General features: G+C 41.5%; 22 protein-coding genes and 1 pseudogene. 17 read left to right on the plus strand and 6 right to left on the minus strand.

Features of this window, described 5'->3' with window-relative positions:
• Positions 1–66: 66 nt before the first annotated feature.
• Entirely contained in the window at positions 67–1,392 is a 1,326-nt protein-coding gene (locus tag KFQ09_RS19260; protein WP_017359483.1) for an APC family permease, read from the minus strand.
• A 187-nt stretch (positions 1,393–1,579) separates the two neighbouring features.
• Here KFQ09_RS19260 and czrA point away from each other — a divergent pair, with 187 nt between their 5' ends.
• Complete coding sequence (czrA, locus tag KFQ09_RS19265; protein WP_007500691.1) at positions 1,580–1,909, plus strand: Zn(II)-responsive metalloregulatory transcriptional repressor CzrA; 330 nt, start codon at positions 1,580–1,582, stop codon at positions 1,907–1,909.
• Between the two features lie 35 nt (positions 1,910–1,944).
• On the opposite strand, the gene KFQ09_RS19270 is transcribed toward czrA, so the two are convergent.
• On the minus strand, positions 1,945–2,469 hold the full coding sequence (locus KFQ09_RS19270) for a CcdC protein domain-containing protein (RefSeq protein ID WP_035391760.1): 525 nt from the start codon (positions 2,467–2,469) through the stop codon (positions 1,945–1,947).
• A 118-nt stretch (positions 2,470–2,587) separates the two neighbouring features.
• Here KFQ09_RS19270 and KFQ09_RS19275 point away from each other — a divergent pair, with 118 nt between their 5' ends.
• The 8 genes from KFQ09_RS19275 (at position 2,588) to KFQ09_RS19310 (ending at position 8,593) form a co-directional block, all read left to right on the plus strand.
• Positions 2,588–2,788 (plus strand): helix-turn-helix transcriptional regulator, encoded by a 201-nt coding sequence (locus KFQ09_RS19275; RefSeq protein WP_255835889.1) that lies wholly within the window; start codon positions 2,588–2,590, stop codon positions 2,786–2,788.
• A gap of 104 nt (positions 2,789–2,892) precedes the next feature.
• Entirely contained in the window at positions 2,893–3,510 is a 618-nt protein-coding gene (locus tag KFQ09_RS19280) for a WYL domain-containing protein (RefSeq protein ID WP_255835890.1), read from the plus strand.
• A gap of 53 nt (positions 3,511–3,563) precedes the next feature.
• On the plus strand, positions 3,564–4,040 hold the full coding sequence (locus tag KFQ09_RS19285) for a GyrI-like domain-containing protein (RefSeq protein WP_056704336.1): 477 nt from the start codon (positions 3,564–3,566) through the stop codon (positions 4,038–4,040).
• A 38-nt stretch (positions 4,041–4,078) separates the two neighbouring features.
• On the plus strand, positions 4,079–4,798 hold the full coding sequence (locus tag KFQ09_RS19290; protein ID WP_136944867.1) for an MBL fold metallo-hydrolase: 720 nt from the start codon (positions 4,079–4,081) through the stop codon (positions 4,796–4,798).
• 3 nt (positions 4,799–4,801) lie between these two features.
• Complete coding sequence (locus KFQ09_RS19295; protein ID WP_008346533.1) at positions 4,802–5,374, plus strand: TetR/AcrR family transcriptional regulator; 573 nt, start codon at positions 4,802–4,804, stop codon at positions 5,372–5,374.
• Between the two features lie 151 nt (positions 5,375–5,525).
• The gene (locus tag KFQ09_RS19300) at positions 5,526–6,407 is read left to right on the plus strand and encodes a membrane protein (RefSeq protein ID WP_017359477.1); all 882 of its coding nucleotides are present in this window, start codon (positions 5,526–5,528) and stop codon (positions 6,405–6,407) included.
• A complete protein-coding gene (locus KFQ09_RS19305) occupies positions 6,370–6,975 on the plus strand; it encodes a DUF4166 domain-containing protein (RefSeq protein WP_039963930.1) in 606 nt (201 codons plus the stop codon). The genes KFQ09_RS19300 and KFQ09_RS19305 overlap by 38 nt, the downstream gene beginning before the upstream one ends.
• Positions 6,968–8,593, plus strand: a complete 1,626-nt coding sequence (locus KFQ09_RS19310) for a YndJ family protein (protein WP_255835891.1) — start codon at positions 6,968–6,970, stop codon at positions 8,591–8,593. Before KFQ09_RS19305 ends, KFQ09_RS19310 begins: the two co-directional genes overlap by 8 nt.
• Here KFQ09_RS19310 and KFQ09_RS19315 read toward each other — a convergent pair.
• Complete coding sequence (locus KFQ09_RS19315) at positions 8,590–9,069, minus strand: hypothetical protein (protein ID WP_007500681.1); 480 nt, start codon at positions 9,067–9,069, stop codon at positions 8,590–8,592. The two genes, KFQ09_RS19310 and KFQ09_RS19315, sit on opposite strands and share 4 nt — an antisense overlap.
• A gap of 265 nt (positions 9,070–9,334) precedes the next feature.
• Between KFQ09_RS19315 and csaA the strand changes: the two genes are divergently transcribed.
• The 3 genes and pseudogenes from csaA (at position 9,335) to KFQ09_RS19330 (ending at position 13,199) form a co-directional block, all read left to right on the plus strand.
• Entirely contained in the window at positions 9,335–9,667 is a 333-nt protein-coding gene (csaA, locus tag KFQ09_RS19320) for a chaperone CsaA (protein ID WP_048002884.1), read from the plus strand.
• Between the two features lie 509 nt (positions 9,668–10,176).
• Positions 10,177–11,567, plus strand: a pseudogene (locus tag KFQ09_RS19325) (glycoside-pentoside-hexuronide (GPH):cation symporter).
• 24 nt (positions 11,568–11,591) lie between these two features.
• The gene (locus KFQ09_RS19330) at positions 11,592–13,199 is read left to right on the plus strand and encodes a glycoside hydrolase family 43 protein (protein WP_144610208.1); all 1,608 of its coding nucleotides are present in this window, start codon (positions 11,592–11,594) and stop codon (positions 13,197–13,199) included.
• Positions 13,200–13,245: 46 nt separating this feature from the next.
• Here the strand turns inward: KFQ09_RS19330 and KFQ09_RS19335 are convergent, their stop codons facing one another.
• Positions 13,246–14,406, minus strand: a complete 1,161-nt coding sequence (locus KFQ09_RS19335; RefSeq protein WP_057079430.1) for a transcriptional repressor XylR — start codon at positions 14,404–14,406, stop codon at positions 13,246–13,248.
• Between the two features lie 213 nt (positions 14,407–14,619).
• Between KFQ09_RS19335 and xylA the strand changes: the two genes are divergently transcribed.
• The 3 genes from xylA (at position 14,620) to KFQ09_RS19350 (ending at position 18,265) form a co-directional block, all read left to right on the plus strand.
• Positions 14,620–15,957, plus strand: coding sequence for a xylose isomerase (gene xylA / locus KFQ09_RS19340; RefSeq protein WP_144626221.1), 1,338 nt, complete (start codon positions 14,620–14,622; stop codon positions 15,955–15,957).
• A 33-nt stretch (positions 15,958–15,990) separates the two neighbouring features.
• A complete protein-coding gene (gene xylB, locus KFQ09_RS19345) occupies positions 15,991–17,484 on the plus strand; it encodes a xylulokinase (RefSeq protein ID WP_255835892.1) in 1,494 nt (497 codons plus the stop codon).
• Between the two features lie 94 nt (positions 17,485–17,578).
• Positions 17,579–18,265: a glycoside hydrolase family 11 protein gene (locus KFQ09_RS19350; protein WP_007500674.1), complete on the plus strand. Its 687-nt coding sequence runs from the start codon at positions 17,579–17,581 to the stop codon at positions 18,263–18,265.
• 46 nt (positions 18,266–18,311) lie between these two features.
• Here KFQ09_RS19350 and KFQ09_RS19355 read toward each other — a convergent pair whose 3' ends face one another.
• Together KFQ09_RS19355 and KFQ09_RS19360 are read right to left on the minus strand one after the other, a co-directional pair.
• Entirely contained in the window at positions 18,312–20,351 is a 2,040-nt protein-coding gene (locus KFQ09_RS19355; protein ID WP_255835893.1) for a molybdopterin oxidoreductase family protein, read from the minus strand.
• A 118-nt stretch (positions 20,352–20,469) separates the two neighbouring features.
• A complete protein-coding gene (locus KFQ09_RS19360; RefSeq protein WP_041507098.1) occupies positions 20,470–21,666 on the minus strand; it encodes a cytochrome P450 in 1,197 nt (398 codons plus the stop codon).
• 471 nt (positions 21,667–22,137) lie between these two features.
• On the opposite strand from KFQ09_RS19360, the gene proC reads away from it, so the two are divergent.
• Positions 22,138–22,935 carry a pyrroline-5-carboxylate reductase gene (gene proC / locus KFQ09_RS19365; RefSeq protein ID WP_019743319.1) on the plus strand — a complete coding sequence of 266 codons (798 nt, stop codon included), beginning with the start codon at positions 22,138–22,140 and terminating at the stop codon, positions 22,933–22,935.
• A gap of 27 nt (positions 22,936–22,962) precedes the next feature.
• A complete protein-coding gene (gene proB / locus KFQ09_RS19370; RefSeq protein WP_017359466.1) occupies positions 22,963–24,081 on the plus strand; it encodes a glutamate 5-kinase in 1,119 nt (372 codons plus the stop codon).
• Positions 24,082–24,088 lie beyond the last annotated feature (7 nt).

Genomic DNA, 24,088 nt, shown 5'->3' on the forward strand with positions numbered 1-24,088 from the left:
AAAAGGGAAGTACAGCCTTTATATTATGCCATATCCTGCACAGGATACCAAGTGAAAACCTTATATTCAATCATAGCCAAACGTAAATTCTGTTCTTGTTTTCAGTCTATAGCAGAAATAAACAAAACCGATCATGAGCCACACCATGCCGATGATTAATGCATTTGTACTGATGCTTGTTAAGAGCCAAATACAAAAAGCCGTTCCGCAAAGAGGGATGATGGCATACCTCAGTGTGTTTAATACACCTCTTTGTTTTTGTTTGATGAAATAGTAAGCGAAAACAGACAAGTTAACAAACGTAAATCCAATTAATGCCCCGAAGCTGATAAACGAGTAAATGACCTCAAGCTCACCAACAACTGCGGTTAACGAGAAAACACCAATTAATAAAATATTAAATACAGGCGTTTTCAATGTTGGGTGAATATAACCGAAGAAACGCTTTGGTAATGATTGATCTCTTCCCATCGCATACAAGAGTCTTGCGGCACTCGCATGTGATGATAGGGAGGAAGAGATGACAGCGACCATGGTGCCGGCTAAAAAGAATGAGTGGAGAAACGCGCCGCCCACAAATTCCGCAATTTCAAGTGATGCCGCATCTGGATGCTTGAACTGTTGAAAATTTGGAAACACCTGCTGTAAAAAATAAGAGGTGAGGGTAAACAGCACACCTCCAATGGCGACCGTTAAAAATATGGCGAGAGGAATCGTTCTTTTTGGCTTAATTGTTTCCTCAGACATAGTCGAAATCGCATCAAATCCTAGAAAAGAAAAACATAAAATCGTCGCGCCGGAAAAAATAAGGGCGGGATCTAAGCTTGCTGAATAAAACGGGCGGGTTGACAGTATCTCTCCCGTGCCTGCATGCTGCGTGAGCCCATAAATAATAAACCCAACAAATGTCACAGCGACAATCACCTGAAAGGTCACAAATAGCGCTGTAATGTTGGCTGTAAGACGTATACCAATTACATTGACAGTCGTTATGGCGATAGCAAGTATGATGATCCAAATGTAATGAGGTACATCAGGAAAGGCTGCGGTTAAATATGCACTTCCGATTGCAAAATTCACCATAGGCAAAAATAAATAGTCCAGCAATAGTGTCCAGCCTACAAGGAAGCCGACGTGAGGATGAATACTTTTTTGCGCGTATGTATATGCAGATCCTGCTTTTGGAAAAGCCTTCACCATATTCCCATAGCTAAGCGCTGTCAATAGTAATGCCAGTAAAGTAAAGATATAAGCTGCAGCAACGTGTCCTTTCGTCAGCTGAGCAACAATGCCGTATGAATCAAATACGACAAGTGGGTCCATATAAGCAAGCCCGATCACAACAAGCGGAAAAACAGTCAGGCTGCGTTTTAGTCTTGGCTCTTCAGTCAATTTGCCTATCAGCTCCTCTAAAAAAATGAATAAATAATGCTCATTTTAAAAAGAATGCTACCACGTGTCAATGCTATTTGAATAAATCTTTTTTCAAAAGGTGTGGAAGCTTTGCATGCTACACGTTTTGGTATATGATGATACATAGAATAAGTCGTGAGTTGACTGACAAGAAAGGTGAAGCGAAATGAAGGAAGAACTGAATACAAATCAAGAACAGGAACGGATGGAGCTGGACGAAGAAAGTCTATTTCTTGTCTCCCAAACATTTAAAGCCTTATCTGATCCGACGCGTATTCGTATTCTGCATTTGCTGTCTCAAGGTGAACATTCAGTAAATGATATAGCAGAAACACTAAACCTTATGCAATCAACCGTATCTCATCAGCTGCGCTTTTTAAAAAATCTTCGTCTCGTAAAATCCAGACGAGCAGGGACCTCGATTTTTTACAGTCCTGAAGATCAGCATGTGATGGAAGTGCTTGAACAAATGATACACCATGCACAGCATGATTGAGAAAAAACCTTCCTACTTTTATATAGGAAGGTTTTTTATGCATGATGTACTTGGGTTGATCGTTTATTTGCTTTCATCATTTGATAAGAAAACACAATATAGTAAGCCGCTAGAAGGAAAAAGCTGAGTATTGTCAGCGCATCATCGCTGACAATATGCTGATACAATTCAACGATATCCATTTTGGTGATCGCATGTGTTGTCAGATTGACCGATTTAAATGCAAGCCTAGATAAAAACAAACATAAAATAAAGCTTTCAATCCATTTACTTGTTTTCATATACAGCCGGCCATTTTCTAATTTCATCTGAATCGTCTGATAGGCGTGAACGGCGAGACTGCTCCCGAAGATCATGCCAATGACGGCATAGATAAAAATACTGTGATTTTGCCATCCTTCTGATAAGAGAATAAGGGCAGTGAGACTAAATACATACATTCTCATGAAAAGATTTACCGGGCGCACAAGCTGATAGCGTCTCATTCGATTCATTCGAATGATGATCCAGACGAGCATGACGATCCCGATCATGAACAACTGCCATACGTGATGTGTCATGATGCAACCTCCTCCTGCACAGGCAGGGATGTAAACGAATGCTGGCTGTTACTTATCATTACCATTCTTTCTTTTTTTATCAAATCAAAACCTATATTTATGAAAAAGAGGAAAAGTCATGAAAATCGATCGCATTTTGTCCATTGTGATGATACTGATTAGCAAACGGCAAGTACAGGCGAAAGACCTCGCTGAACTACATGAAGTGAGCGTAAGAACCATATACCGTGACATTGATACGATTAATCAAGCGGGGATTCCAGTTGTCACAAAACAAGGCGCAGGGGTGGAATTTCACTCGTTGACGACTATCGTCTAGAGAAAAAATTATTCACCGATGATGATATTGAACTGATTTTAACAGCTCTTGAAAGCATTACGAGTGCATACACCTTTAAAGAAAGTGAACATGTACTAAAGAAAATGAAATCCCTGATCCCGCCTCAAAATGAAAAACAGCAACATGTCTTTATTGATTTAAGCTCTTGGGGGAAAGACAGCTACTTAGAAAAGAAGCTCCAGCTCATTCATACCGCTGCCTCAGCGCATCAATATATCCAGTTCACCTATCGCAATGCAAAAGGCGAAACACTTCCTAGAAAAGTAGAGCCTTATACACTTGTCTTAAAAGGAAGACACTGGTATTTGTATGCGTATTGCTGCGTGAAAAAAGCGTTTCGCCTGTTTAAACTCAAAAGAATGTCAGACCTTATCACGCATTCAGTATCTTTTCTTCCTAAACGAATAAAAAATGAAGACAAGCCTTGGAATGATTCTTGGCATGAAGAACCTTCCGTCAGTACACTAACGCTCAGGTTGACTCAAGATTCTGTTGGTAAAGTGAAGGAATGGATAGATGAAAATGAATTCACCGTATGTGCAGATGGTACGTTTCTTGCCACAATCACTTTGCCTCAGGATGATTGGTTATATAGCTTTCTTTTTTATTTAGGGCCAGATGTCGAGATTGTCTCTCCGCTATCCGTTCGGGAAGCATTTGATTTAAAGTTGAAACAATTTCAAAAACCAAAAGGAACTTGACACAATGTTGTCAGGTTTCTTTTTATATGATGGAAAAAAGGAGATGAGAATGTATGTACGATATCGTGATTTTACAGAAACAATGGATCAAGGGATTATCTGTTCGAACAACAAATGAAATGGAGCAAACAAACGAGCGGAAGATTGCACCGCTTTGGCAGCAATTTTTCACGCAGCAGCTCGACGGGGGCCATGCGCCAGTCATAGGGCTGTATTCAGATTATGAAAAGGATGAAAATGGCGCTTATTTGTTCACAGCGGGGCAATTGGTTGACCAGCAGCTAGCACAAGATGCAAAAGAGATTCCAGGCTCCACCTACGCAAGATTTCAAACGAGAAAGGGCCCGATTGAAGAGGTTGTGTTTGAAACATGGCAGCAGATTTGGAGTTGGGATCAGCGTTATTTGCGAACATATACTGGCGATTTTGAATGGTACGACGAACGATCAATTGATCCAAAAGAAGCGCAAGTTGATATTTATATTGCAGTCGATGAAAAAATAGTTGCTAAAACTAATACTATTAGTTAATATAAAACTAACGACATTAGTTTTAGGGGGAAAACAAGATGAGATTGACAACATTTGACCGTTTGCACCAGCTTACATTAATGCCGCGTATTTTTCCGGTAAATTGTTATGTATTTGAGGAAGAGAATGAACTCATCTTAATTGATGCAGCTTTGAAAATGGCAGCAAGCTCAATAATTGAATTTGCACATCAATTAAACAAACCCATTAAAAAAATTATTCTGACTCATAGTCATATGGATCATATTGGCGCACTAGATGAAGTGAAAAAGGCTTTTCCAGAGGCAATTGTTTATTTATCGAAACGAGATGCTCGCCTGTTTGCTGGCGATTTCTCTTTACTTCCTGGTGAGCCGAAGAAAAAAGTCAAAGGCAGTTTTTCAAAAGACATTCACACAAAACCAGACGTGCTTGTTGAAGAAGGGGGCGAGATTGGGTCACTGAAAGTCATTGCCACACCAGGACATACACCAGGAAGCATCTCTTTATACGATGAAAAGTCAGGGGTTGTCATTGCGGGTGATGCAGTTGTGACAAAAGGCGGTTTATTTGTAACGGGTGAGTTTCGCTTGACCTTCCCATTCCCGGCTTTTGCCACTTGGGATGCAGAAACAGCACTAAAAAGCGCTGAAAAATTACTGGCACTTCCCTTGTCTTGTCTCGCAGCAGGGCATGGTGATCTCATCATAGAGCCTGAGGCAAAGCTCAGAGCCGCTATCGAAAAAAGGAAGCAGCAGCTACAAAAGGGGGGACAGTAAGCCATGTCTCCAAGAATGGGTATCACACAAGAAAAAATTGTTGAATCTGCCATCGAATTTGTCGATGAAGAGGGCTTTTCCGCTTTGACTATTGCTACATTGTCCAAACGGCTTAACATCAGACCACCATCTCTTTACAACCATATATCCGGTCTTCATGAAATACAGGCAGCTCTTGCTGTCAAGGGGCTGACAATGCTTTGTGAGGCCGGCAAACAAGTAACAGCGGGGCTGGAAAAAGAAGACGCTGTTTTAGCATTTGCAAGACAATATGTTCAATTTGTTCGTCAGCATCCCGGTCTTTATGAGGCTGCTTTTTCACATATGAATGAAAAAGAAGTCAGTGTGGCTGCAGAGAATCTTGCTGATTTTGTCCAATCCATCATGTCTCGTTTTGGTGTAAAAGAAGAGGACATGACGCATGTCGTGAGAGGGCTCAGAAGCTTACTGCACGGTTTTGGAGATATTTCAAACAAAAAAGGATTTCAACGGAAAGAACAGCTTGAAGATAGTGTGAGCTATGCGGTCCGTCTTTATATTGCAGGCATCAAAGAGCAAGAAGATCTGTCTCATTGACAGGTCTTTTTTATGTATCGAACCGATATGATGAAGGAGATGTAAACAAATCAAAACATTTTTTTGGCAAAAAACCAATAAAGATTTGACAGTTTTGTGAAACATGGTATGCTTATTATGTGAAATAATTCACATAGAGGAGTAGAGGCAGATGAAAAGAAAGCCTGTTTATGTGGAAACAACCATTCAAGCACCTATTGAAAAAGTATGGGAGTATACGCAAAATCCAAAGCTTCATGAACAATGGGATTTGCGATTTTCGACCATTTCATTAAATGGACCTAGTGATGAACAGCCCCAATCCTTTTTGTATGAGAAACACCTTGGATTCGGCATTAGTGTAACTGGGACAGGAGCGTATCGAACGAGCGTGAAGGATGAGCGTCATGAAAGAGCATCCTCACTTCAATTTAAATCATCACACCCTTTGTCTTTCATCAAAGAAGGCGGAGGGTATTGGAAATACATGAAAACGAATGATCACATTGTGTTTCAAACGCAATTTGATTATGAAACAAAGGAAGGAAAAGGGTGGAAATGGGCAGACCGGTTCTTTTTTCGGCCAATGATGGGGGTTATGACTGCCTTTAGCTTTGGCGCATTAAAGACGTGGCTTGAAAAGGGCACGCATCCCCGTTTGCTGCTTGAGAGAACACTTGCCCATTATGGCATTTGTTTGTTGTTTGCCATCGTCTGGTTATGTCAAGCGATCATTCCTTTTTCACCTTCTGCTTTTGATCATAGCACCGGATTTCGATTGTTTTATGCGCTATTAGGTGTATCATGGCTCATGCCTAAACTGCCAAAGAAATATATATTCATCCTTCAAAGCATCTTTCTGCTGCTGATGCTTGGTATAGGGATTTTATCGCCAGAAACGACTCTGCACGAGCCGCTGGTGCTGAGTGCATTTTTCATTTTATCCGTTGCAGGAATGATCAATTTAAAAGATTGTGTAGATGTGTTTTCAATCAAACGAAAAAGGGGAGGTAGACATGGTCGTTCATCATCATCAAGTAAAGGACTACGATAAGCTGCATCCAACATTAAAAGAACGTTATAACCGCGCGTTTACGGCCGAAGGCATCATGGAGGAAATAGGAGGCGGGACAAAGCTCATCCGATTGTTATTCAAAATCGGTCCATTGTTTCGCTGTTTTTTTCCTGAAAGAGGGCGAAATATTCCCTTCCAAATTGTGAACAAGCCTTTTACGACAAGTAAGGGAGAAGAAGGGATGCACTGGTTTCGAACGTTCTATTTTCCTGACAAGGAAAGACATTTTGATGCAGATATGATCATTGATCAGAAGAGCCATCAAGTACTAGACTACTTTGGAAAACCTAGGCTTCTTGTGTCAGAGCTTCATTTTACAGTCACGGAAAAAGGGTTCTTGCACATTCAATCAGGTAAGCAAAAGTTTTTGCTGTTTGGGCGGGAATGGCCACTGCCTTCTTGGCTTTACGGTGAATCTGATGTAACGGAAGGTTACGATGAGCATGCAGGTGAGTATACGATTGATGTTCAAGTGAAAAATCGCCTTTTTGGCACTCTTTTTACGTATAAGGGCCGGTTTACGGAAAGGGTGTCACCTCATGAATAAATGGCATTTGATGTGTAGCATCATGTTGCTGTCCTGCTTTCTCGTTACACGTTTGACGACAGCTCCCATACCAGAATTTTTTGTTTTAATTGCGATTTTATTTTTTCTTCCCGCTTTCTTACACTTTTTTTATCAGGAAGAGAAGAAACGGCAGCAGAAGGGGCTGATCGGCTTCATAATGAAAGCCTTTCCAGTAGCAGCTCTATGTGCAACAGGCGCATTCATCTATCATTCTCTCTGGCTTGCATTGGGATGGCTTTTCTTTACAATGATTCTGGCTTTATTTGGTTTCACCCGTTTGCTGAAAAGAGGAGCCCATCCGCTTCATGAGCTGATGATCGATGGCGCATGTATGTATATCGCTCTAGGTGGGCTTTGGTTCTGGCTGTACATAGCAGATATACAAGTGATGACATTTTCACCGATGATTGTTCTTTTGACCGCTATTCATTTTCATTATTCGGCTTTTTTTATCCCAATCTTTTATGGATTATTGGGGAGGCAGCGCAAAAAAGAGACGACGCTATACAAAGTGGGTGGCTGGGTTATTTTACTGTCGCCAGTGATGATTGCTGTGGGAATCAGCTATTCTCGCCTGTTTGATACGTTCAGCGTCGTTCTTTATGTGATCGCACTTTATTTGTATGGAATTTTATGTATGACAACTTCTTTTCGTTCAACTGTTGCAAAAGGGTTCGTTGTGTTTTCTAGCATCATGTTAATGGGAACCATTGTCCTATCATTCCTTTATTCTGCCGGAATGCTTTTACATGTTACCTACATCAGCATGGATCAAATGATTTGGTTTCATGGCAGTATCAATGCAAGTTTGGTTATTTTACCAGGCCTCATTGGATGGTTGATTGAAAGACCAGCTGATCGATTGAAACAGAAGGATTTTCCGGTATCGAGAGTTCACGGTCGTTTTCAGATCATGTCTTTTCAACATGACCACATGCAGCATGATGAGAAGATTGGTTTAGTCGATTCTCTTGACCAATTAAATGGGAAGGCATTTTCAGCAGAGAGTGTGTCACCTGTTATTCGCAGATTTTATGAGGACCCGATGTCCTTTACGTTAAAAGCAGCCGTCTGTTTTCATTGGTGGGTAAGGCCGTTTGTCTTTTTGCTTCAACCTGTTTTTAGACAAATAGGACAGCTCTATTTAGGGTCATCACGAATGCCATATGAAATGTCGGGGAGTCTTTCAAGATTTCAACATCCTCTTGAAGAAAGGGAGAATGTACGTGTGTGGGTCAGGCGCAATGAGAAAGGCGAGCAAGTCTTTTATGCGCTCTATGCTCAGCACCATGATGAAGAGACAGTCTATATGAATATTGCTTTGCCGCTTCCTTTTTCACAGCTTACGGCAATTTTAAAACCTTTGAATGAAAAGGAAGATTTTCTATTAAAAAGTAAAAGTCCAAAAGGCAGTACGGGTGATGAAGGATTGTATTTGCATACGTCTTTCATCACCATGAAACTGCCAATGGAAGAAAGCTTTCATATGAAAGCAGAGACGGAAAAAAGTCTCACAGCGATTCATCAAATGAAGCTATTCGGTATTCCTTTTTTAACGATTCAGTATCAAATCGACAGTGAAAGCCACTCATCTTAGTCAATGATGTCGCATGGTTCACCGTGACGAATGATGTTCACAATCGCTTGCCCATCACTCGGATGATGATCTGCATACTGTACTGGCAGTAAAGCAAAAAATACATAGTAGACTGAGAAGTAAGCAAATTGATAGAAAAATTGATGTTCTGGCAGGAAATCGTTGGCGATCATTGTGTTCAATATAAGAACACTGAGCAGGTTGCATAATGATCCGCCTAAGTAGACAAGAATGTGTGAGAAACGGTTATTTCTCCTCATTTCTTCATAGTGGCAAAATGCATCAAGAAAATAGATTCTTCTAATTTCAACGACGCCTATTTTCAATACTTTTTTGCCTCGGCCAAGCGCAAACGAAACCTTTGCTCCAAACAGCCAGGCGACTACAATATGGCCCAGCTGATGCAAGATGGCAACGATAGGAAGAATGACGAAAAACGACCAGCAAAACGTCCACATATCTGATAATGTAAACAAGTGTTAACCCTCCCTGAAATATTCGAGAGGAAGCAGTAGGATTATTTGCCATTTTACCGAATTCATTTTCATGATGCAAACATTTAATAGACTACTATAAAATGATTATGTAGACTAAAAAAATTTCAATCAATAGGCTTTTTAACCCTTTCTTTTAGAAGAGTAGGGTGTGCTACAATTAAGAAATTAGTGGAAGACAAGTGGTCATCTAGCAGAAGAAAAATGTGACCTTTTTTATGAAAGATTGAAAGGGAGAGAGATTCTAATGGCAGATATTGAACAGTTTTTAGCGTTAGACATTCGTGTTGGGACGATAGTAGAAGCAGAGTTCTTTGCAGAAGCGAGAGTGCCTGCTTTCAAGCTGAAGATTGACTTTGGGGATGAGATTGGCATAAAACAATCTAGTGCACAGCTGACAAAACGATATCGGGCTGAGAATCTCACTGGGAAACAAATTATTGCAGTGGTCAATTTCCCGCCAAGAAGAATTGCCGGGTTTAAATCAGAGGTGCTTGTCTTAGGAGGCATGCCGTCAAAAGAAGACGTTGTCCTGCTTGCCACCGATGAGCCGGTTGAAAATGGCACCAAAATAGGGTAAGAAAAAAGACATCTTCATCAGAAGATGTCTTTTGCGTATTGAGGCGGAATAACCACACGCCACATTCGTGTGTGTCTCAAAGAGACGTGTTACCCGACTTACACAATTCAGCTCATCGCTTGATTAATATAGCATGGGATTGGTATGAATGCAACCATTATTTGAGTTCTCTTTGTTTTTGGAAGATAAAAAGAAGGTTCATCTCCTCATATCATAGAAAAAATGACAAGAAATCAATTATTTGGATTATTTTTTCAAAAAATATTGAAAAGTCAGATCATATTTTATAAAATGAATTCATCTTAGTTTGTTTAATCGATAAACTAAGATGGCGATCATCTATTGTTTAAAGCACATGATTTGCTGCTATGTGGGCTAAGCTGAAAGAAAGAGCTGTTCAGCTTCATTTTTACAACGAATTGAAAGCGCTTTATTTTCGACCTATTGATTGCTGCTGCCCTGCACCATCTGTCCGTTAGAAGAGGCTAAGTGAAGAAGGGAGAAAACTCATGGTGAGTGAGAATTTAAAGAAGATTCGTATGTCTGAAAAAGTGGGGTATGCTTCAGGAGATTTCGCATGTAATTTAATTTATGCAACTGTCTCTACGTATCTATTATTTTTTTATACGGATGTGTATGGATTATCAGCAGCAGCAGCAGGGACGATGTTTTTGGTGGTTCGGGCCATCGATGCGCTTGCAGATCCGTTTATTGGGGCGATGGTTGACCGAACGAACAGCCGTTTTGGCCGGTTTAGACCTTATTTGTTATTTGGTGCGTTACCTTTTGCCGTTCTTGCCATTCTTTGTTTTACGACACCGGATTTTTCCGAAATGGGAAAACTCATTTATGCGTACATCACGTATGTTGGTTTATCGCTTACATACACGTTCATCAATGTTCCTTATGGTGCTTTAACTTCCGCAATGACAAGAAATAACCAAGAGGTCGTCAGTATTACGTCTGTTCGTATGCTTTTTGCAAATCTCGGTGGTTTAGTTGTTGCTTTTTTTGTTCCGTTTCTTGCGACGTTTTTGAGTGATACAACAGGAAATACAGCACTTGGCTGGCAGATCACGATGGCATTTCTCGGCGTACTTGGGGCGGATTACTGATTTTCTGTTTTAAAAGTACGAATGAGCGCGTCACGCTTCAAAAGCCAGAGGAAAAGATCAAGTTCAGTGATCTCTTTGTCCAGTTACGAGTGAATCGTCCGCTTGTTGTGTTAAGCATTTTCTTTATCATTATCTTTGGTGTGAACTCGATCAGCAACTCAGTCGGGATCTATTATGTGACGTATAACCTCGGCAGAGAGGATTTAGTGAAGTGGTACGGCCTGATTGGCAGTCTGCCAGCTTTAATGGTGTTGCCGTTTATCCCTAAGCTACACAAGTTGTTAGGAAAGAAAAAGCTGCTGAATTATTCATTATTGCTGAATATTGTAGGCCTTCTTGCCTTACTTGTGATCCCGCCGAGTCAAATCACTTTAATACTTATTTTCAGGCTCGTTGCGGCTGCAGGGAGTATTACAGCAGGTGCTTACATGTGGGCACTCATTCCTGAAACCGTTGAATATGGCGAATATAAAACAGGGAAAAGAATGGGTGGACTGATCTACGCAGTGATTGGCTTCTTCTTTAAATTTGGGATGGCCTTAGGCGGCATCGTTCCAGGGCTTGTCCTTGACCGATTTGGTTATATTGCAAATCAAGTGCAAACACCAGAAGCTTTACTGGGCATTTTAATCACGACAACGGTGATTCCTGTATGCTTACTCATTTTAGCGATGGTTGATATTAATTTTTATAACCTAGATGAAGAAAAACATAAAAAAGTCATACGAGAGCTTGAGAATAGAGACAAGGTGTATATCGATCATATGGACGACTTTAAAATGTAGCTCTCTGAAAGAGGAGGAAATTCAATGAACATTACCAATCCAGTGCTCAAAGGGTTTAACCCTGACCCAAGTATTTGCCGTGCGGGAGAGGACTATTACATGGCGGTTTCTACATTTGAATGGTTCCCGGGGGTGCAAATTTATCACTCAAAGGATCTCGTCCACTGGCGGCTCGCCGCGCGTCCCTTGCAAAAAATTTCTCAACTCGATATGAAAGGAAATCCTGATTCCGGCGGGGTTTGGGCGCCGTGTTTAAGTTATGCGGATGGTCAGTTTTGGCTCATCTATTCAGATATTAAAGTAGTAGATGGTCCGTTTAAGGATGGTCATAATTATTTGGTCACAGCTGATGCAGTAGATGGCGAGTGGAGCGATCCGGTTCGACTCAATAGTTCTGGGTTTGATCCTTCCTTGTTCCATGATCCAAGCGGAAAGAAATACGTGTTGAATATGCTGTGGGACCATCGAGAAAAACATCATTCTTTTGCAGGTATAGCCTTACAGGAATATAGTGTATCTGAAAAAAAACTGGTCGGTGAACGGAAGGTCATTTTTAAAGGCACGCCAATCAAACTGACAGAAGCCCCGCATCTTTATTACATCAATGATGTCTATTATTTATTAACAGCTGAAGGGGGAACACGTTACGAACATGCAGCCACAATCGCCCGTTCCTCGCGTATTGATGGGCCGTATGAGGTTCATCCTGACAACCCAATTTTAACGGCTTTTCACGCGCCTAGCCATCCACTACAAAAATGCGGGCATGCTTCCATTGTACAAACGCATACAAATGAATGGTATTTGGCTCATCTGACTGGCCGTCCAATTCATTCAAGTAAGGAATCCATTTTTCAGCAAAGAGGCTGGTGCCCTTTAGGAAGAGAGACAGCCATACAAAAGCTTGAATGGAAAGATGGCTGGCCGTATGTGGTAGGCGGAAAAGAGGGGCTCCTAGAGGTTGAAGCGCCTGCGATGAGCGTAAAAGAGTTCTCTCCAACCTATCACATAGTCGATGAATTTAAAGATTCATCGTTAAATAGACATTTCCAAACATTAAGAATCCCATTTACGGATCAGATTGGTTCAGTGACGGAAAATCCTCATCATTTAAGGCTGTATGGGCAGGAATCTTTAACGTCTAAATTTACCCAAGCGTTTGTTGCGAGGCGCTGGCAAAGCTTTTATTTTGAAGCAGAGACAGCGGTTTCCTTCTTTCCGAAAAACTTTCAGCAAGCGGCAGGTCTTGTGAATTATTATAATACGGAAAATTGGACTGCACTTCAGGTGACTTATGACGAGGCGCTTGGCCGTATCCTTGAATTATCTGTGTGTGAAAATCTGGCCTTTTCTCAGCCGCTAATTAAAAAAATCATCATCCCAGACGAGATTCCGTATGTGTATTTAAAAGTGACCGTTCAGAGAGAGACATACACGTATTCTTATTCTTTTGATCAACAAGAGTGGGAAAAAATAGATGTACCGCTTGAATCGACTCATTTATCAGATGATTTTATTCGAGGAGGGGGGTTCTTTACAGGGGCTTTTGTCGGAATGCAGTGCCAAGACACAAGCGGCGAACATCTGCCTGCCGATTTTAAGTATTTTCGATACGAAGAAACAACTGAATAAAAAAAGACAACACTCTAAAGGCTGTCTCTCTTTAACATGTATTCCATTATGGTGAAGGCGTGACATCTCGCAAAAAAGCTTCAGTGACAAGAGATGTCATCCCTAAGGCTGGTGCGTTTTGTCCTAATGACGAAGGGAGTAGCTCCACCCGTGAGCTGAATTGTGCATCCATTCTAGAGGATACTTCATCTTGAATGACACTTAGAACGGCCTGCTCAGATTCAATGACTTTGTTTCGTAAAATAACGGCTTGTGGGTTGAAGGTATGCAGAACGTTTGTGAGACCTACCCCAATGTAAAAGCCAAAGTTACGCAAGGCATTGAGTGTCTTCATATCATTTAACTTCGCCAGCCGCTCAATATCTTGATAGGTGAATGGCTGACCATCTGTTTGGAGCGATTGGAACAGTGCTTTCTCAGATGCATACAGTTCCCAGCAACCACGATTTCCGCAGCTACATGTCGGTCCATTAAAGTCGATCGTCATATGTCCCATTTCACCAGAAAAACCATTTGTGCCTCTATATAAATGATGATTGATAATGATGCCTATTCCAATACCAGTGCCGATACTTGCATAGATCAGATGGTCATAATGTTTAGCAGCACCAAAGATTTTTTCACCGTACGCACCGGCATTTGCTTCATTCTCGATAAAAACCGGTACTTGGAATGTGTCTTGGAGACTTGTTTTTAGATCGACATTTTTCCATTTTGAATGAGGCGTAAACACAATTTGTTCATCTGCATCGACCAGACCAGGTATACAAATCCCTATACCAATCAGCCCGTATGGAGAAGAAGGAATGTGTGAACGTAACTGCTGAATCAATTCAATTAAAATACGGACGGTCACATCAGGTGTGCTGGATGGGAGCTTGAGCTGCTCATTATGAATCATCGACCCTTCAAGGTCTGTTAAAATGCCGTTGACATAATCAACACCGACATCAATGCCGATAGAGTAACCTGCACGTTTATTAAACATGAGGAGCACGGGTCTTCTTCCGCCGCTAGATTCGCCTTGACCGATTTCATAAACAAGATGTTCTTTCATTAATGTACTCACTTGAGAAGAAACGGTCGATTTATTTAACCCAGTGCGTTCAGATAATTTTGCTCTGGAAATTGGTGCATGGTGCAGAATTTCGTTTAGCAATAGCTTTTGATTTATTTTTTTCACAAAGTTCTGATCCGCAATATCCATTGTATCCACTCCATTTGTTTCGTCTTTAGATTAAGTGAAGAAAAAACATTTTTTGTCGTGTTTATTCTCTATAAAACATGCTTTTCACTTTATTATAACGAAAATATTTCTAAAAAACTAAAAAATATGGAAAATTCAAAGAGATTAGTTGGTCAACTCGTTCATTTGTTTGTTGAATCAACTTACTAAGTGAATATATAGGGGGAATCACTTATGGTCAAATCAAATATGACTTCGTTAAGTAGTTTACAAGGGATTGGCAACATTCAATATGAAGGAAAACATTCAAAGAACCCATTCGCATTTAAATATTATAATCCGAGCGAAATGATTGGCGGAAAATCAATGAAAGATCACCTGCGATTCTCCGTCGCTTATTGGCATACATTGACTGCTGATGGAACAGACATGTTTGGAACTGGCACGATGAAAAGGGCATGGGATTCTTATAGTGGAATGGATTTGGCGAAGGCTAGATTGGAAGTGGCTTTTCAGCTCTTTGATCTATTGGATGTTCCGTATTTTTCATTCCATGACCGTGATATTGCACCAGAGGGCGACACGCTTCAAGAGACCAATCAGCAGTTAGACATCATCATAGAAAGAATGAAAGATTACATGCAGCAAAGCGGGGTTCGGCTTCTATGGAACACGGCTAATATGTTTAAGCATCCAAGATTTGTTCACGGTGCAGCGACATCCTGTCATGCAGATGTATTTGCCTATGCAGCTGCACAAGTGAAAAAGGGCATCGAAACAGCAAAGGAACTCGGCGCAGAAAATTATGTTTTCTGGGGAGGACGAGAAGGTTACGACACACTGCTGAATACAGATATGCAAAGAGAGCTTGACCATTTGGCGACCTTTTTGCATATGGCGGTCGATTATGCAAAAGAAATTGGATTTACAGGTCAATTTTTAATTGAGCCAAAGCCGAAGGAACCGACAACTCATCAATATGATACGGATGCAGCGACATCGATCGCCTTTTTAAAACAATATGGATTGGATACACACTTTAAATTAAATATCGAGGCCAATCATGCGACATTAGCGGGTCATACGTTTGAGCATGAGCTGCGTGTAGCAAGAATTCATGGACTGCTCGGTTCCGTTGATGCCAACCAAGGAAACTCCCTTCTAGGATGGGACACCGATGAATTCCCAACGGATTTATATGCCACAACACTCGCCATGTATGAAATTTTGCAAAATGGCGGACTTGGAACAGGCGGTCTCAATTTTGATGCAAAAGTCAGAAGAGCCTCCTTTGAACTGGAAGATCTTCTGTATGCTCATATTGCGGGGATGGATGCATTCGCAAAAGGGCTGCGGGTGGCTCATAGACTCATAGAAGACCGTGTGTTTGAAGATGTGATCAAGCACAGGTACCGCAGTTTTTCTGAAGGAATTGGACGGGAGATTTCAGAAGGAAAGGCGAACTTTCATACATTAGAAGAATATGCACTGAAACATCCGCTCATCAGAAACGAATCTGGCAGAGAGGAACAGCTGAAAGCCAGATTAAATCAATATTTGTTAGAAGATTAATGGAGCGGGCGGATGTTTTGAAGGAGTGAACACATGAAGTATGTAATGGGAATTGATCTTGGAACTAGTGGAGTTAAAGCGATATTAGTAGATGAGAGCGGGAAGGTATGCTGCGAGACGACTAAATCTTACCGTCTCATTCAAAGCAAACCAGGTTATTGTGAGCAAAATCCTGAAGACTGGGTAGAGCAGACGATGGCCGCGATGACAGAACTTATGGAGAGAAAGCCTGTTCAGTCAAGGCAAGTAGAAGGCATCAGTTTTTCTGGACAAATGCACGGACTTGTTTTATTGGATGAATCCCTTCAAGTGCTCAGGCCTGCCATCTTGTGGAATGACACAAGAACAACACCGCAATGCGTGCGCATGACAGAAAAGCTAGGAGGCAGGCTGCGAGCGATCACAAAAAATCAGGCGTTAGAAGGGTTTACACTGCCAAAGTTGTTATGGGTAAAGGAACATGAACCAGAAATTGATCAACGAATCCATTTGTTTTTACTTCCAAAAGATTATGTCAGATATCGATTAACCGGCGCTATTCATATGGACTATTCTGATGCGGCTGGTACGTTACTGTTGGATATGGGAGAACAAACATGGAGTGAGGAGATTTGTCAAACCTTTGATATTCCGATTTGTATTTGCCCGCCGCTCGTTTCATCGGAGGAGAAGGTTGGAACAATTTTGCCGCAGATCGCAAAGGAAACCGGGATGACAGAAGAGGCGAAGGTTTTTGCAGGTGGAGCGGATAATGCTTGCGGTGCCATTGGTGCCGGCATTTTATCATCAGGTCACACATTATGCAGCATTGGCACATCAGGTGTCATTCTTTCCTATGAAGAAAATCATAACAGAGAGCTGAATGGAAACTTGCATTTGTTCCATCATGCAAAAAAAGACGCTTTTTATACAATGGGAGTCACTTTGTCAGCAGGTTATAGCCTCGATTGGATTAAATCTTTACTTGCTCCAAATGATTCGTTTAAAGACCTTTTAGCCGGAGCAAAGGATATAGCGCCTGGCGCAAATGGATTGCTATTTACGCCATATTTAGTTGGGGAAAGAACGCCTCATGCAGATTCAGTCATTCGTGGAAGCTTCATTGGATTAGACAGCCGGCATGAAAAAGCGCATATGGTTAGAGCTGTGCTTGAAGGAATCACTTTTTCATTAAATGAATCGATCGCTTTATTCAGGCACGCGGGAAAAAGCATTGATTCCATCGTGTCTATTGGTGGAGGTGCGAGAAGTCATACATGGCTTCAAATGCAGGCAGACATTTTTCAAGCTGAGGTGATACAGCTTGAAAATGAGCAAGGGCCCGCATTAGGTGCAGCGATGCTTGCAGCAGTTGGATGCGGCTGGTACGAGTCACTTGAGGCGTGCGCGGATCAGTTTATCCATCAAGCGGCCGTATTGACACCAAATCAACAGCATGTCGATGTATATGATCATCTCTTTCGTTTGTATCAAAGCATTTATACAAACACAAGAGACATTCATGCGGGTCTAGCACAGTATCGATAATCTAGTAGTGAGTAGGGGCATGAAAGGAGGTGATGAATTCATTTCATCTTAGAGATGACAGAATTAAAAGGATGAAAAAGGAGAGGAATGGACGATGAATTTGAGAAAATTAAGACTGTTGTTTGTGATGTGTATTGGACTGACGCTTATACTGACGGCTGTACCAGCCCATGCGAGAACCATTACGAATAATGAAATGGGTAACCATAGCGGGTACGATTATGAATTATGGAAGGATTATGGAAACACCTCGATGACACTCAATAACGGCGGGGCATTTAGTGCAGGCTGGAACAATATCGGAAATGCTTTATTTAGAAAAGGGAAAAAGTTTGATTCCACTAGAACTCACCATCAGCTTGGCAACATCTCCATCAATTACAACGCAAGTTTTAACCCAGGCGGGAATTCCTATCTATGTGTCTATGGCTGGACACAATCTCCATTAGCAGAATACTACATTGTTGATTCATGGGGCACATATCGTCCAACAGGAGCGTATAAAGGATCATTTTATGCTGATGGAGGCACATATGACATTTATGAAACAACCCGTGTCAATCAGCCTTCCATTATCGGGATCGCAACCTTCAAGCAATATTGGAGTGTACGTCAAACGAAACGTACAAGCGGAACGGTCTCCGTCAGTGCGCATTTTAGAAAATGGGAAAGCTTAGGGATGCCAATGGGGAAAATGTATGAAACGGCATTTACTGTAGAAGGCTACCAAAGCAGCGGAAGTGCAAATGTGATGACCAATCAGCTGTTTATTGGCAACTAAAAAAGTCAAAGAAAAGAGCCGGGAGCAAAACTCCTGGCTCTTTCTATCATAATTTTTCAACTTCGACTCTGCCGGAAAAGAACGTCGCACCGCCGCCCATATCTGCCAAGCGATCAGGTGTGAGGCCATTCACCAAATGTTTTTTGCCTTTTTGGTCTGCCCATAATCCCTGGCTGACAACAACGCCAGATAGCACATTTTGTCCGACTGACACGATCAGCTCGCATTCTCCTCGATCATTCAGCACACGAACCATGTCCCCATCTTCAATCTGTCTTTCTTTTGCATCTTGTTCATTCATATGAAGCTTCGGAAATTTCTCAAGCTTTTGATGCTTCTCTTGAAGAGAGAAGGTGGAATTAAGAAAATTATGGTTTGGTCCCGGTATAAACGTTAGTGGATAATCACTTTCCTTGAATAAAGGTACATAGGTTGGAAGGGCTGGATATCCATCTTTTTTCATTTGTTCAGAGTAAAGCTCAATTTTCCCGCTTGGGGTAGGGAGCTTTAAATCTTCGAAAGGCCCTCGTTTTGCTTTGATCCACTTTTTCTCTTTTAACGCTTGATATGAAATGTTTTCATAATGCGGATTTTCAGGATGATGAAGAGCTTGTTCCATTAGTTCCGCATCTGTGTCTTTAAAGGCTTCATCTTCAAAGCCCATCGCATGAGCCAAAAGACGAAACACTTCTGTGTTTGATTTGCTTTCTCCATAACGTTCTATAACAGGTTCTTGAATTTGAATGTAATGATGCCAGTAAGAAGTATAAAAATCCTCGTTTTCAAAGGCAGAGGTCGCTGGCAGAACAATATCCGCATAAGAGGCTGTCTCTGTCATGAACAAGTCATGGACAACCGTAAATAAGTCTTCCCGCATCAAACCGTCTCTTACTTTATTTGCTTCAGGTGTCACAACAGCCGGGTTGCAAGAGTAGACAAAAAGAGAATCAATAGAAGGTTCTGCGTTCGTTAGCACGCTGCCCAGCTGATTCATATTAAATGTTCTAGGTTCGCGTTCCTTTAATAATTCCGGCCGCTGAAGAGCGATTTCATTATAACTAAGAAAAGAAGAGTTCGATTTCATCGCACCGCCGCCTTTATGCAGCCATTGACCGGTGAGGGCAGGGAGGCAGGAGATGGTTCGAATACTCATACCGCCATTATCGTGATGCTGTAGCCCATTGCCAATACGAATGAGAGATGGCGATGTCTCTGCGTACATTCTCGCAAGTGTGATGATGTCTTCTTTTGGGACACCCGTGATCTGTTCGACTGTTTCTGGATCGTACTGCTTCACATGCTCGCGAAGTTCATTGTGACCGACCGTGTAAGTCTCTAAAAATGACGCATCTGTGCGGTCTTCTTTAAAAAGGACATGCATGATCCCAAGAGCTAGCGCACTGTCAGTGCCAGGGCGAAGCGGAATGAACCAATCTGCCATCCGGCCCGTTTGGTTTTTGTGCACATCAATGACGACAATTTTAGCCCCTTGCTTTCGAGCTTTTTGTGCCAACGTGATTTGATGCATATTGGTTGAAACTGCATTGATGCCCCAAAAGATAAATAGCTTCGTATGAATGGTTTCTTCTGGGTCTGTCCCGATGCTTGCGCCCATTGTATATTTATAGCCAGTTGTTCCGGCTGACTGACAAATGGTTCGGTCTAGCTGACTTGAGCCAAGTCGATAGAAAAAGCGGCGGTCCATTCCTTCTGCATTAAGATTCCCCATATTCCCATAGAAGCTGTAAGGCAAAATGCTTTCTGGTCCTTTTTCTTCGATCAGCTTTGTCCATTTTTGACGAATGGTTTCAATCGCTTCTTCCCACGTAATTGGAGCAAACTGCCGGTCACCTTTTTGACCTACACGTTTTAATGGTGTTGTCAGACGTTTTTCATCATATAAACGAGCTGTGACATTCCGCACTTTATTGCAAATGTTTCCTTGAGTGACTGGATGATCTGGATCTCCTTGAACTTTAACGATCTTTCCGTTCTCTTTATGTATTAAAAGACCGCACTGGTCAGGGCAATCTAACGAACAAACTGATTTGAATATTCCGTCTTTCATTGCTGTGTAATCGGTCATACGTTTAGCTTCCTTTCCGAATTCCGTGATCACTGTACATATGGACTTTATTTTAGCATGTTCAGACGAGGAAGGTAAGGATAAGCATATGAAAAAAAGCCCCTAATGAAAGGGACTTTTAAAAACGGGTGACCTGCACAGGGAATTCTTTGACCCCAAACACAAACGTGCTTTGAATTGGTTTCAGCTGATCTGCCGCACAGGTGATTTCTCGAAACGTACGGAGTAAAATCTCAAGTGCTAGATGAGCCTCAAGCCGGGCGAGAGGGGCACCAAGACAAAAATGGATGCCGAAGCCAAAGCTCAAATGCGGATTTGATTTTCTGTCAAGACGAAACGTATCTGGATCGTCAAACTTCCGTTCATCACGATTCGCAGATGCCACCCAGCTGATGAGATAGTCTCCTTTTTCAATGTGAGAACCGGCAATCTGAACATCCTCTGCTGCAACTCGCCCAATCGCTTGAACAGGCGGATAATAGCGTAGCGTTTCCTCCGTCAATTGAGGAATGAGAGACAGGTCTTGCCGCACTGATTCGGCGATATGCGGCTGCTCTGTTAAAAGTCGTACGGCATTTGTAATTAAATTCGTCGTTGTTTCATTACCAGCAACGAGTAAGAGTATACAAAAGCCAAGTAGTTCATTTTCTGATAAACGCTCACCGTCAATTTCCGCTTGGATGAGAAGGGAGATTAAATCATCGGCTGGCGTTTCTTTTCGTTTTTGGATCAAATGAGCAAAGTACGCTGACAGCTCTTTTTCTGCTTGTTTTTGCATGTCGACAACGGCTTGAACAGCTTCTTTTGAATCATCTTTGGCTCCTGCAACTAGAGCATCTGAATGTTTTTTGATCAGCTCTCTGTCTTTCACTTCTGCCCCGAGAAGCTCGGCGATGATCATGACAGGTAGGGGAGCGGCAAGATCTTGGACAATATCGAAGGTCCGTTGATCCTTTACTTGATGTAATAGATCATGGGTCAAGTCTTTGATCTTTTCTTCTATTTGTTTGATCGCTTTTGGCGTGAAGGCTTTATTGACGAGTGCTCTCATTTTGGTATGTTTTGGTGGGTCCATTGTTAAAATACTCGTTTTAGATGTACTTCTTCCTCGCTGTGATGAAAACACTTTTGGCTGCTTCAGAACGGACTGAATATCAGCATATCGAAAGAGATCCCAGCACTTTCTCGTTTCATCGTATCGAATATCACCCTGCGATCGTAATTCATTGTAGATAGGGAATGGGAAAAGAAGGTCATCAGTAGATCGGATTTCTTTCATTGGGATGACATTGACGTAATTTTCTTTTACTTTCATTATGAACGCTCCTTTTTCACTTGATTTCCCTTTCACGGTATCACCACGAAAAACGCATTTCAACGGACATGTTTTCTAAAATATGTCAATAGTCTAATCGAAAGATTCAAACACATTCATCCTATAGGAAAATAGAAAGTCATCAAAAATGATAACGCTTTCTAAAAACTAGAATTGAAGTCACCGAAACCAAAAATAAAATGGTGAATTCAGTCGAACGAAAGGGTACTATGATTCAAATCTGTATAGTTCTTTTGATCTAAATTGATGATTTAAAAAAACACGGCTAACATACATACCGCAAGCTGTTCAGCGTGCATTCGGGACTTTTGAAAAGTGCTGGCTCTTTCTTGACACGATTTCTCATCATGTTACGATAACTAACGTGCGAAAAACACGAACAAAAAGCGAACAAGGGAGAGGATCAATATCATTGATCAAAAGAAAGTTGCTTTCATTGGAGCAGGTTCTATGGCGGAAGGAATGATTGCAGGTATTGTGCGATCAGGTCAGATGCCGCTCAGCCAAATTTACGCAACAAACAAGCAAAATAAGCAGCGATTAAACGAACTAACGAAACGCTACGGAATCCAAACAGCCACAATGGATTCATTTCCTTTTGAAGAGATGGATATGTTGATCCTGGCAATGAAGCCAAAGGATGCTGAAACAGCACTTGAATCATTAAAACCTCATATTCAGAAAGATCAGCTCATCCTGTCTGTGCTTGCAGGTGTGAAATCATCGTATATTGAAGACATGCTGCATGAAGGGCAGCCTGTTATGCGAGTAATGCCAAATACGTCAAGTACGATTGGGGCGTCGGCGACCGCTTTATCTGCTGGACGTGATGTGAAAAATGAACATGTAAGCATGAGTCGGGCTCTTTTATCTGAAATGGGAGAAGTGTATACCATTCAGGAAGAACAAATGGATATTTTCACAGGAATTGCCGGAAGCGGTCCAGCTTATTTTTATTTCTTAATGGAAAGAATCGAAGAAGCTGGAGAAGAAGCTGGCTTATCAAAAGAAATGTCCCGTCAAATCGGTACACAGACACTTCTCGGTGCAGCGAAGATGCTGCAAGAAACAGCTGAAAATCCTTCTGTCCTCAGAGAAAAAATTACGTCACCTAATGGAACAACTGCTGCAGGACTAGATGCATTAGATGATTTTGGCGGAGGAGAAGCCATCAAACAGGCTGTCAAACATGCTGCCAATCGATCAAAAGAAATAAGTGAACAGCAAAAACAAAAAGTAACGATATAAATAGAGCCTCAATACAGGAGTGATAAGGTGTACGCAGAGAAAGAGAGAAAACGAATTGTTGTGAAAATCGGAAGCAGCTCTCTTACTAGCTTTCAAGGTGAGATTAGTTTAAAAAAACTAGAAAACCTCGTCAATCAAATTGTAAAACTCAAAGATGAAGGACACGAAGTCATTTTGGTCTCATCTGGTGCGGTTGCAGCTGGTTACCGAAAATTAGGATTTATTGATAGACCGAAAACACTGCCAGAAAAACAGGCGTCTGCCTCAATAGGGCAAGGGCTTTTAATGGAATCATATTCTACTTTATTTTTATCGCACGGTTATATTGCTTCACAGCTATTAATTACAAGAAGCGATTTTTCAGATGAAACGCGCTATCAAAATGTGCGAAATACAATGAATGTGTTATTAGATCGAGGGATCATCCCGATTATTAATGAAAATGATACAGTGACGATCAATCGGTTGAAGTTTGGAGACAATGATACATTGTCTGCAAAAGTAGCTGGACTGATTGATGCGGATTTCCTCGCTATTTTATCTGATATTGACGGCTTGTATGAAGATAACCCTCATACAAATCCGAATGCGAAGAGAATTCTAGAAGTCACAGAAATCACAGAAGACATCGAAGCAGCCGCTGGAGATGCGGGAAGCAGCGTTGGCACAGGCGGAATGAAATCAAAACTCGACGCCTTTAAAATTTCAATGGCCTCAGGCATCAATGGCTTTTTGGGAAAAGCCGATACGCCTCACATTTTAGACAAAGCCATTAATGGGACAGAGGACGGCACTTATTTTACAGCTGACGAAAATTTAGCGCCGCTGAATTATAAAAAACAGTGGATTGCTTTTCATTCTGGCCCAAAAGGCGAAATCGTTGTTCAAGAGAAAACACAGGAGCTTCTCATGCATCGTGAGAAAAGTCTGGATTCTGACGGCATAGTCAATGTAAAGGGTTCGTTTAAAAAAGGCGATGTTGTCCGTATTTTAGATCAAGATGAAAGAGAGATAGGGCTTGGCATTGTCAATTATGCGTCCGACGAACTCGCACTGAACGGTGACTTGCTACAGGATGAAGTGGTGCATGTCGTAGATCTTGAAGCATTTGTTTGTCATTTAGATTTATCAATACCAGTTTGCTAATCATAAG

Origin of the sequence: Bacillus sp. FS02, assembly GCF_024398395.1 — a bacterium.
GTDB classification, from domain to species: Bacteria; Bacillota; Bacilli; order Bacillales; family Bacillaceae; genus Bacillus; species Bacillus altitudinis.

Bases quoted from the DNA above. Each gene is read 5' to 3' on its own strand.
- xylA (WP_144626221.1), top strand. From the start codon at position 14,620: ATGGTCAAATCAAATATGACTTCGTTAAGTAGTTTACAAGGGATTGGC.
- csaA (WP_048002884.1), top strand. From the start codon at position 9,335: ATGGCAGATATTGAACAGTTTTTAGCGTTAGACATTCGTGTTGGGACG.
- KFQ09_RS19275 (WP_255835889.1), top strand. From the start codon at position 2,588: ATGAAAATCGATCGCATTTTGTCCATTGTGATGATACTGATTAGCAAA.
- KFQ09_RS19310 (WP_255835891.1), top strand. From the start codon at position 6,968: ATGAATAAATGGCATTTGATGTGTAGCATCATGTTGCTGTCCTGCTTT.
- czrA (WP_007500691.1), top strand. From the start codon at position 1,580: ATGAAGGAAGAACTGAATACAAATCAAGAACAGGAACGGATGGAGCTG.
- KFQ09_RS19305 (WP_039963930.1), top strand. From the start codon at position 6,370: ATGGTCGTTCATCATCATCAAGTAAAGGACTACGATAAGCTGCATCCA.
- KFQ09_RS19330 (WP_144610208.1), top strand. From the start codon at position 11,592: ATGAACATTACCAATCCAGTGCTCAAAGGGTTTAACCCTGACCCAAGT.
- xylB (WP_255835892.1), top strand. From the start codon at position 15,991: ATGAAGTATGTAATGGGAATTGATCTTGGAACTAGTGGAGTTAAAGCG.
- KFQ09_RS19290 (WP_136944867.1), top strand. From the start codon at position 4,079: ATGAGATTGACAACATTTGACCGTTTGCACCAGCTTACATTAATGCCG.
- KFQ09_RS19285 (WP_056704336.1), top strand. From the start codon at position 3,564: ATGTACGATATCGTGATTTTACAGAAACAATGGATCAAGGGATTATCT.
- KFQ09_RS19350 (WP_007500674.1), top strand. From the start codon at position 17,579: ATGAATTTGAGAAAATTAAGACTGTTGTTTGTGATGTGTATTGGACTG.
- proC (WP_019743319.1), top strand. From the start codon at position 22,138: ATGGCGGAAGGAATGATTGCAGGTATTGTGCGATCAGGTCAGATGCCG.
- KFQ09_RS19300 (WP_017359477.1), top strand. From the start codon at position 5,526: ATGAAAAGAAAGCCTGTTTATGTGGAAACAACCATTCAAGCACCTATT.
- KFQ09_RS19335 (WP_057079430.1), bottom strand. From the start codon at position 14,406: ATGGATATTGCGGATCAGAACTTTGTGAAAAAAATAAATCAAAAGCTA.
- KFQ09_RS19360 (WP_041507098.1), bottom strand. From the start codon at position 21,666: ATGAAAGTAAAAGAAAATTACGTCAATGTCATCCCAATGAAAGAAATC.
- KFQ09_RS19280 (WP_255835890.1), top strand. From the start codon at position 2,893: ATGAAATCCCTGATCCCGCCTCAAAATGAAAAACAGCAACATGTCTTT.
- KFQ09_RS19270 (WP_035391760.1), bottom strand. From the start codon at position 2,469: ATGACACATCACGTATGGCAGTTGTTCATGATCGGGATCGTCATGCTC.
- KFQ09_RS19355 (WP_255835893.1), bottom strand. From the start codon at position 20,351: ATGACCGATTACACAGCAATGAAAGACGGAATATTCAAATCAGTTTGT.
- KFQ09_RS19295 (WP_008346533.1), top strand. From the start codon at position 4,802: ATGTCTCCAAGAATGGGTATCACACAAGAAAAAATTGTTGAATCTGCC.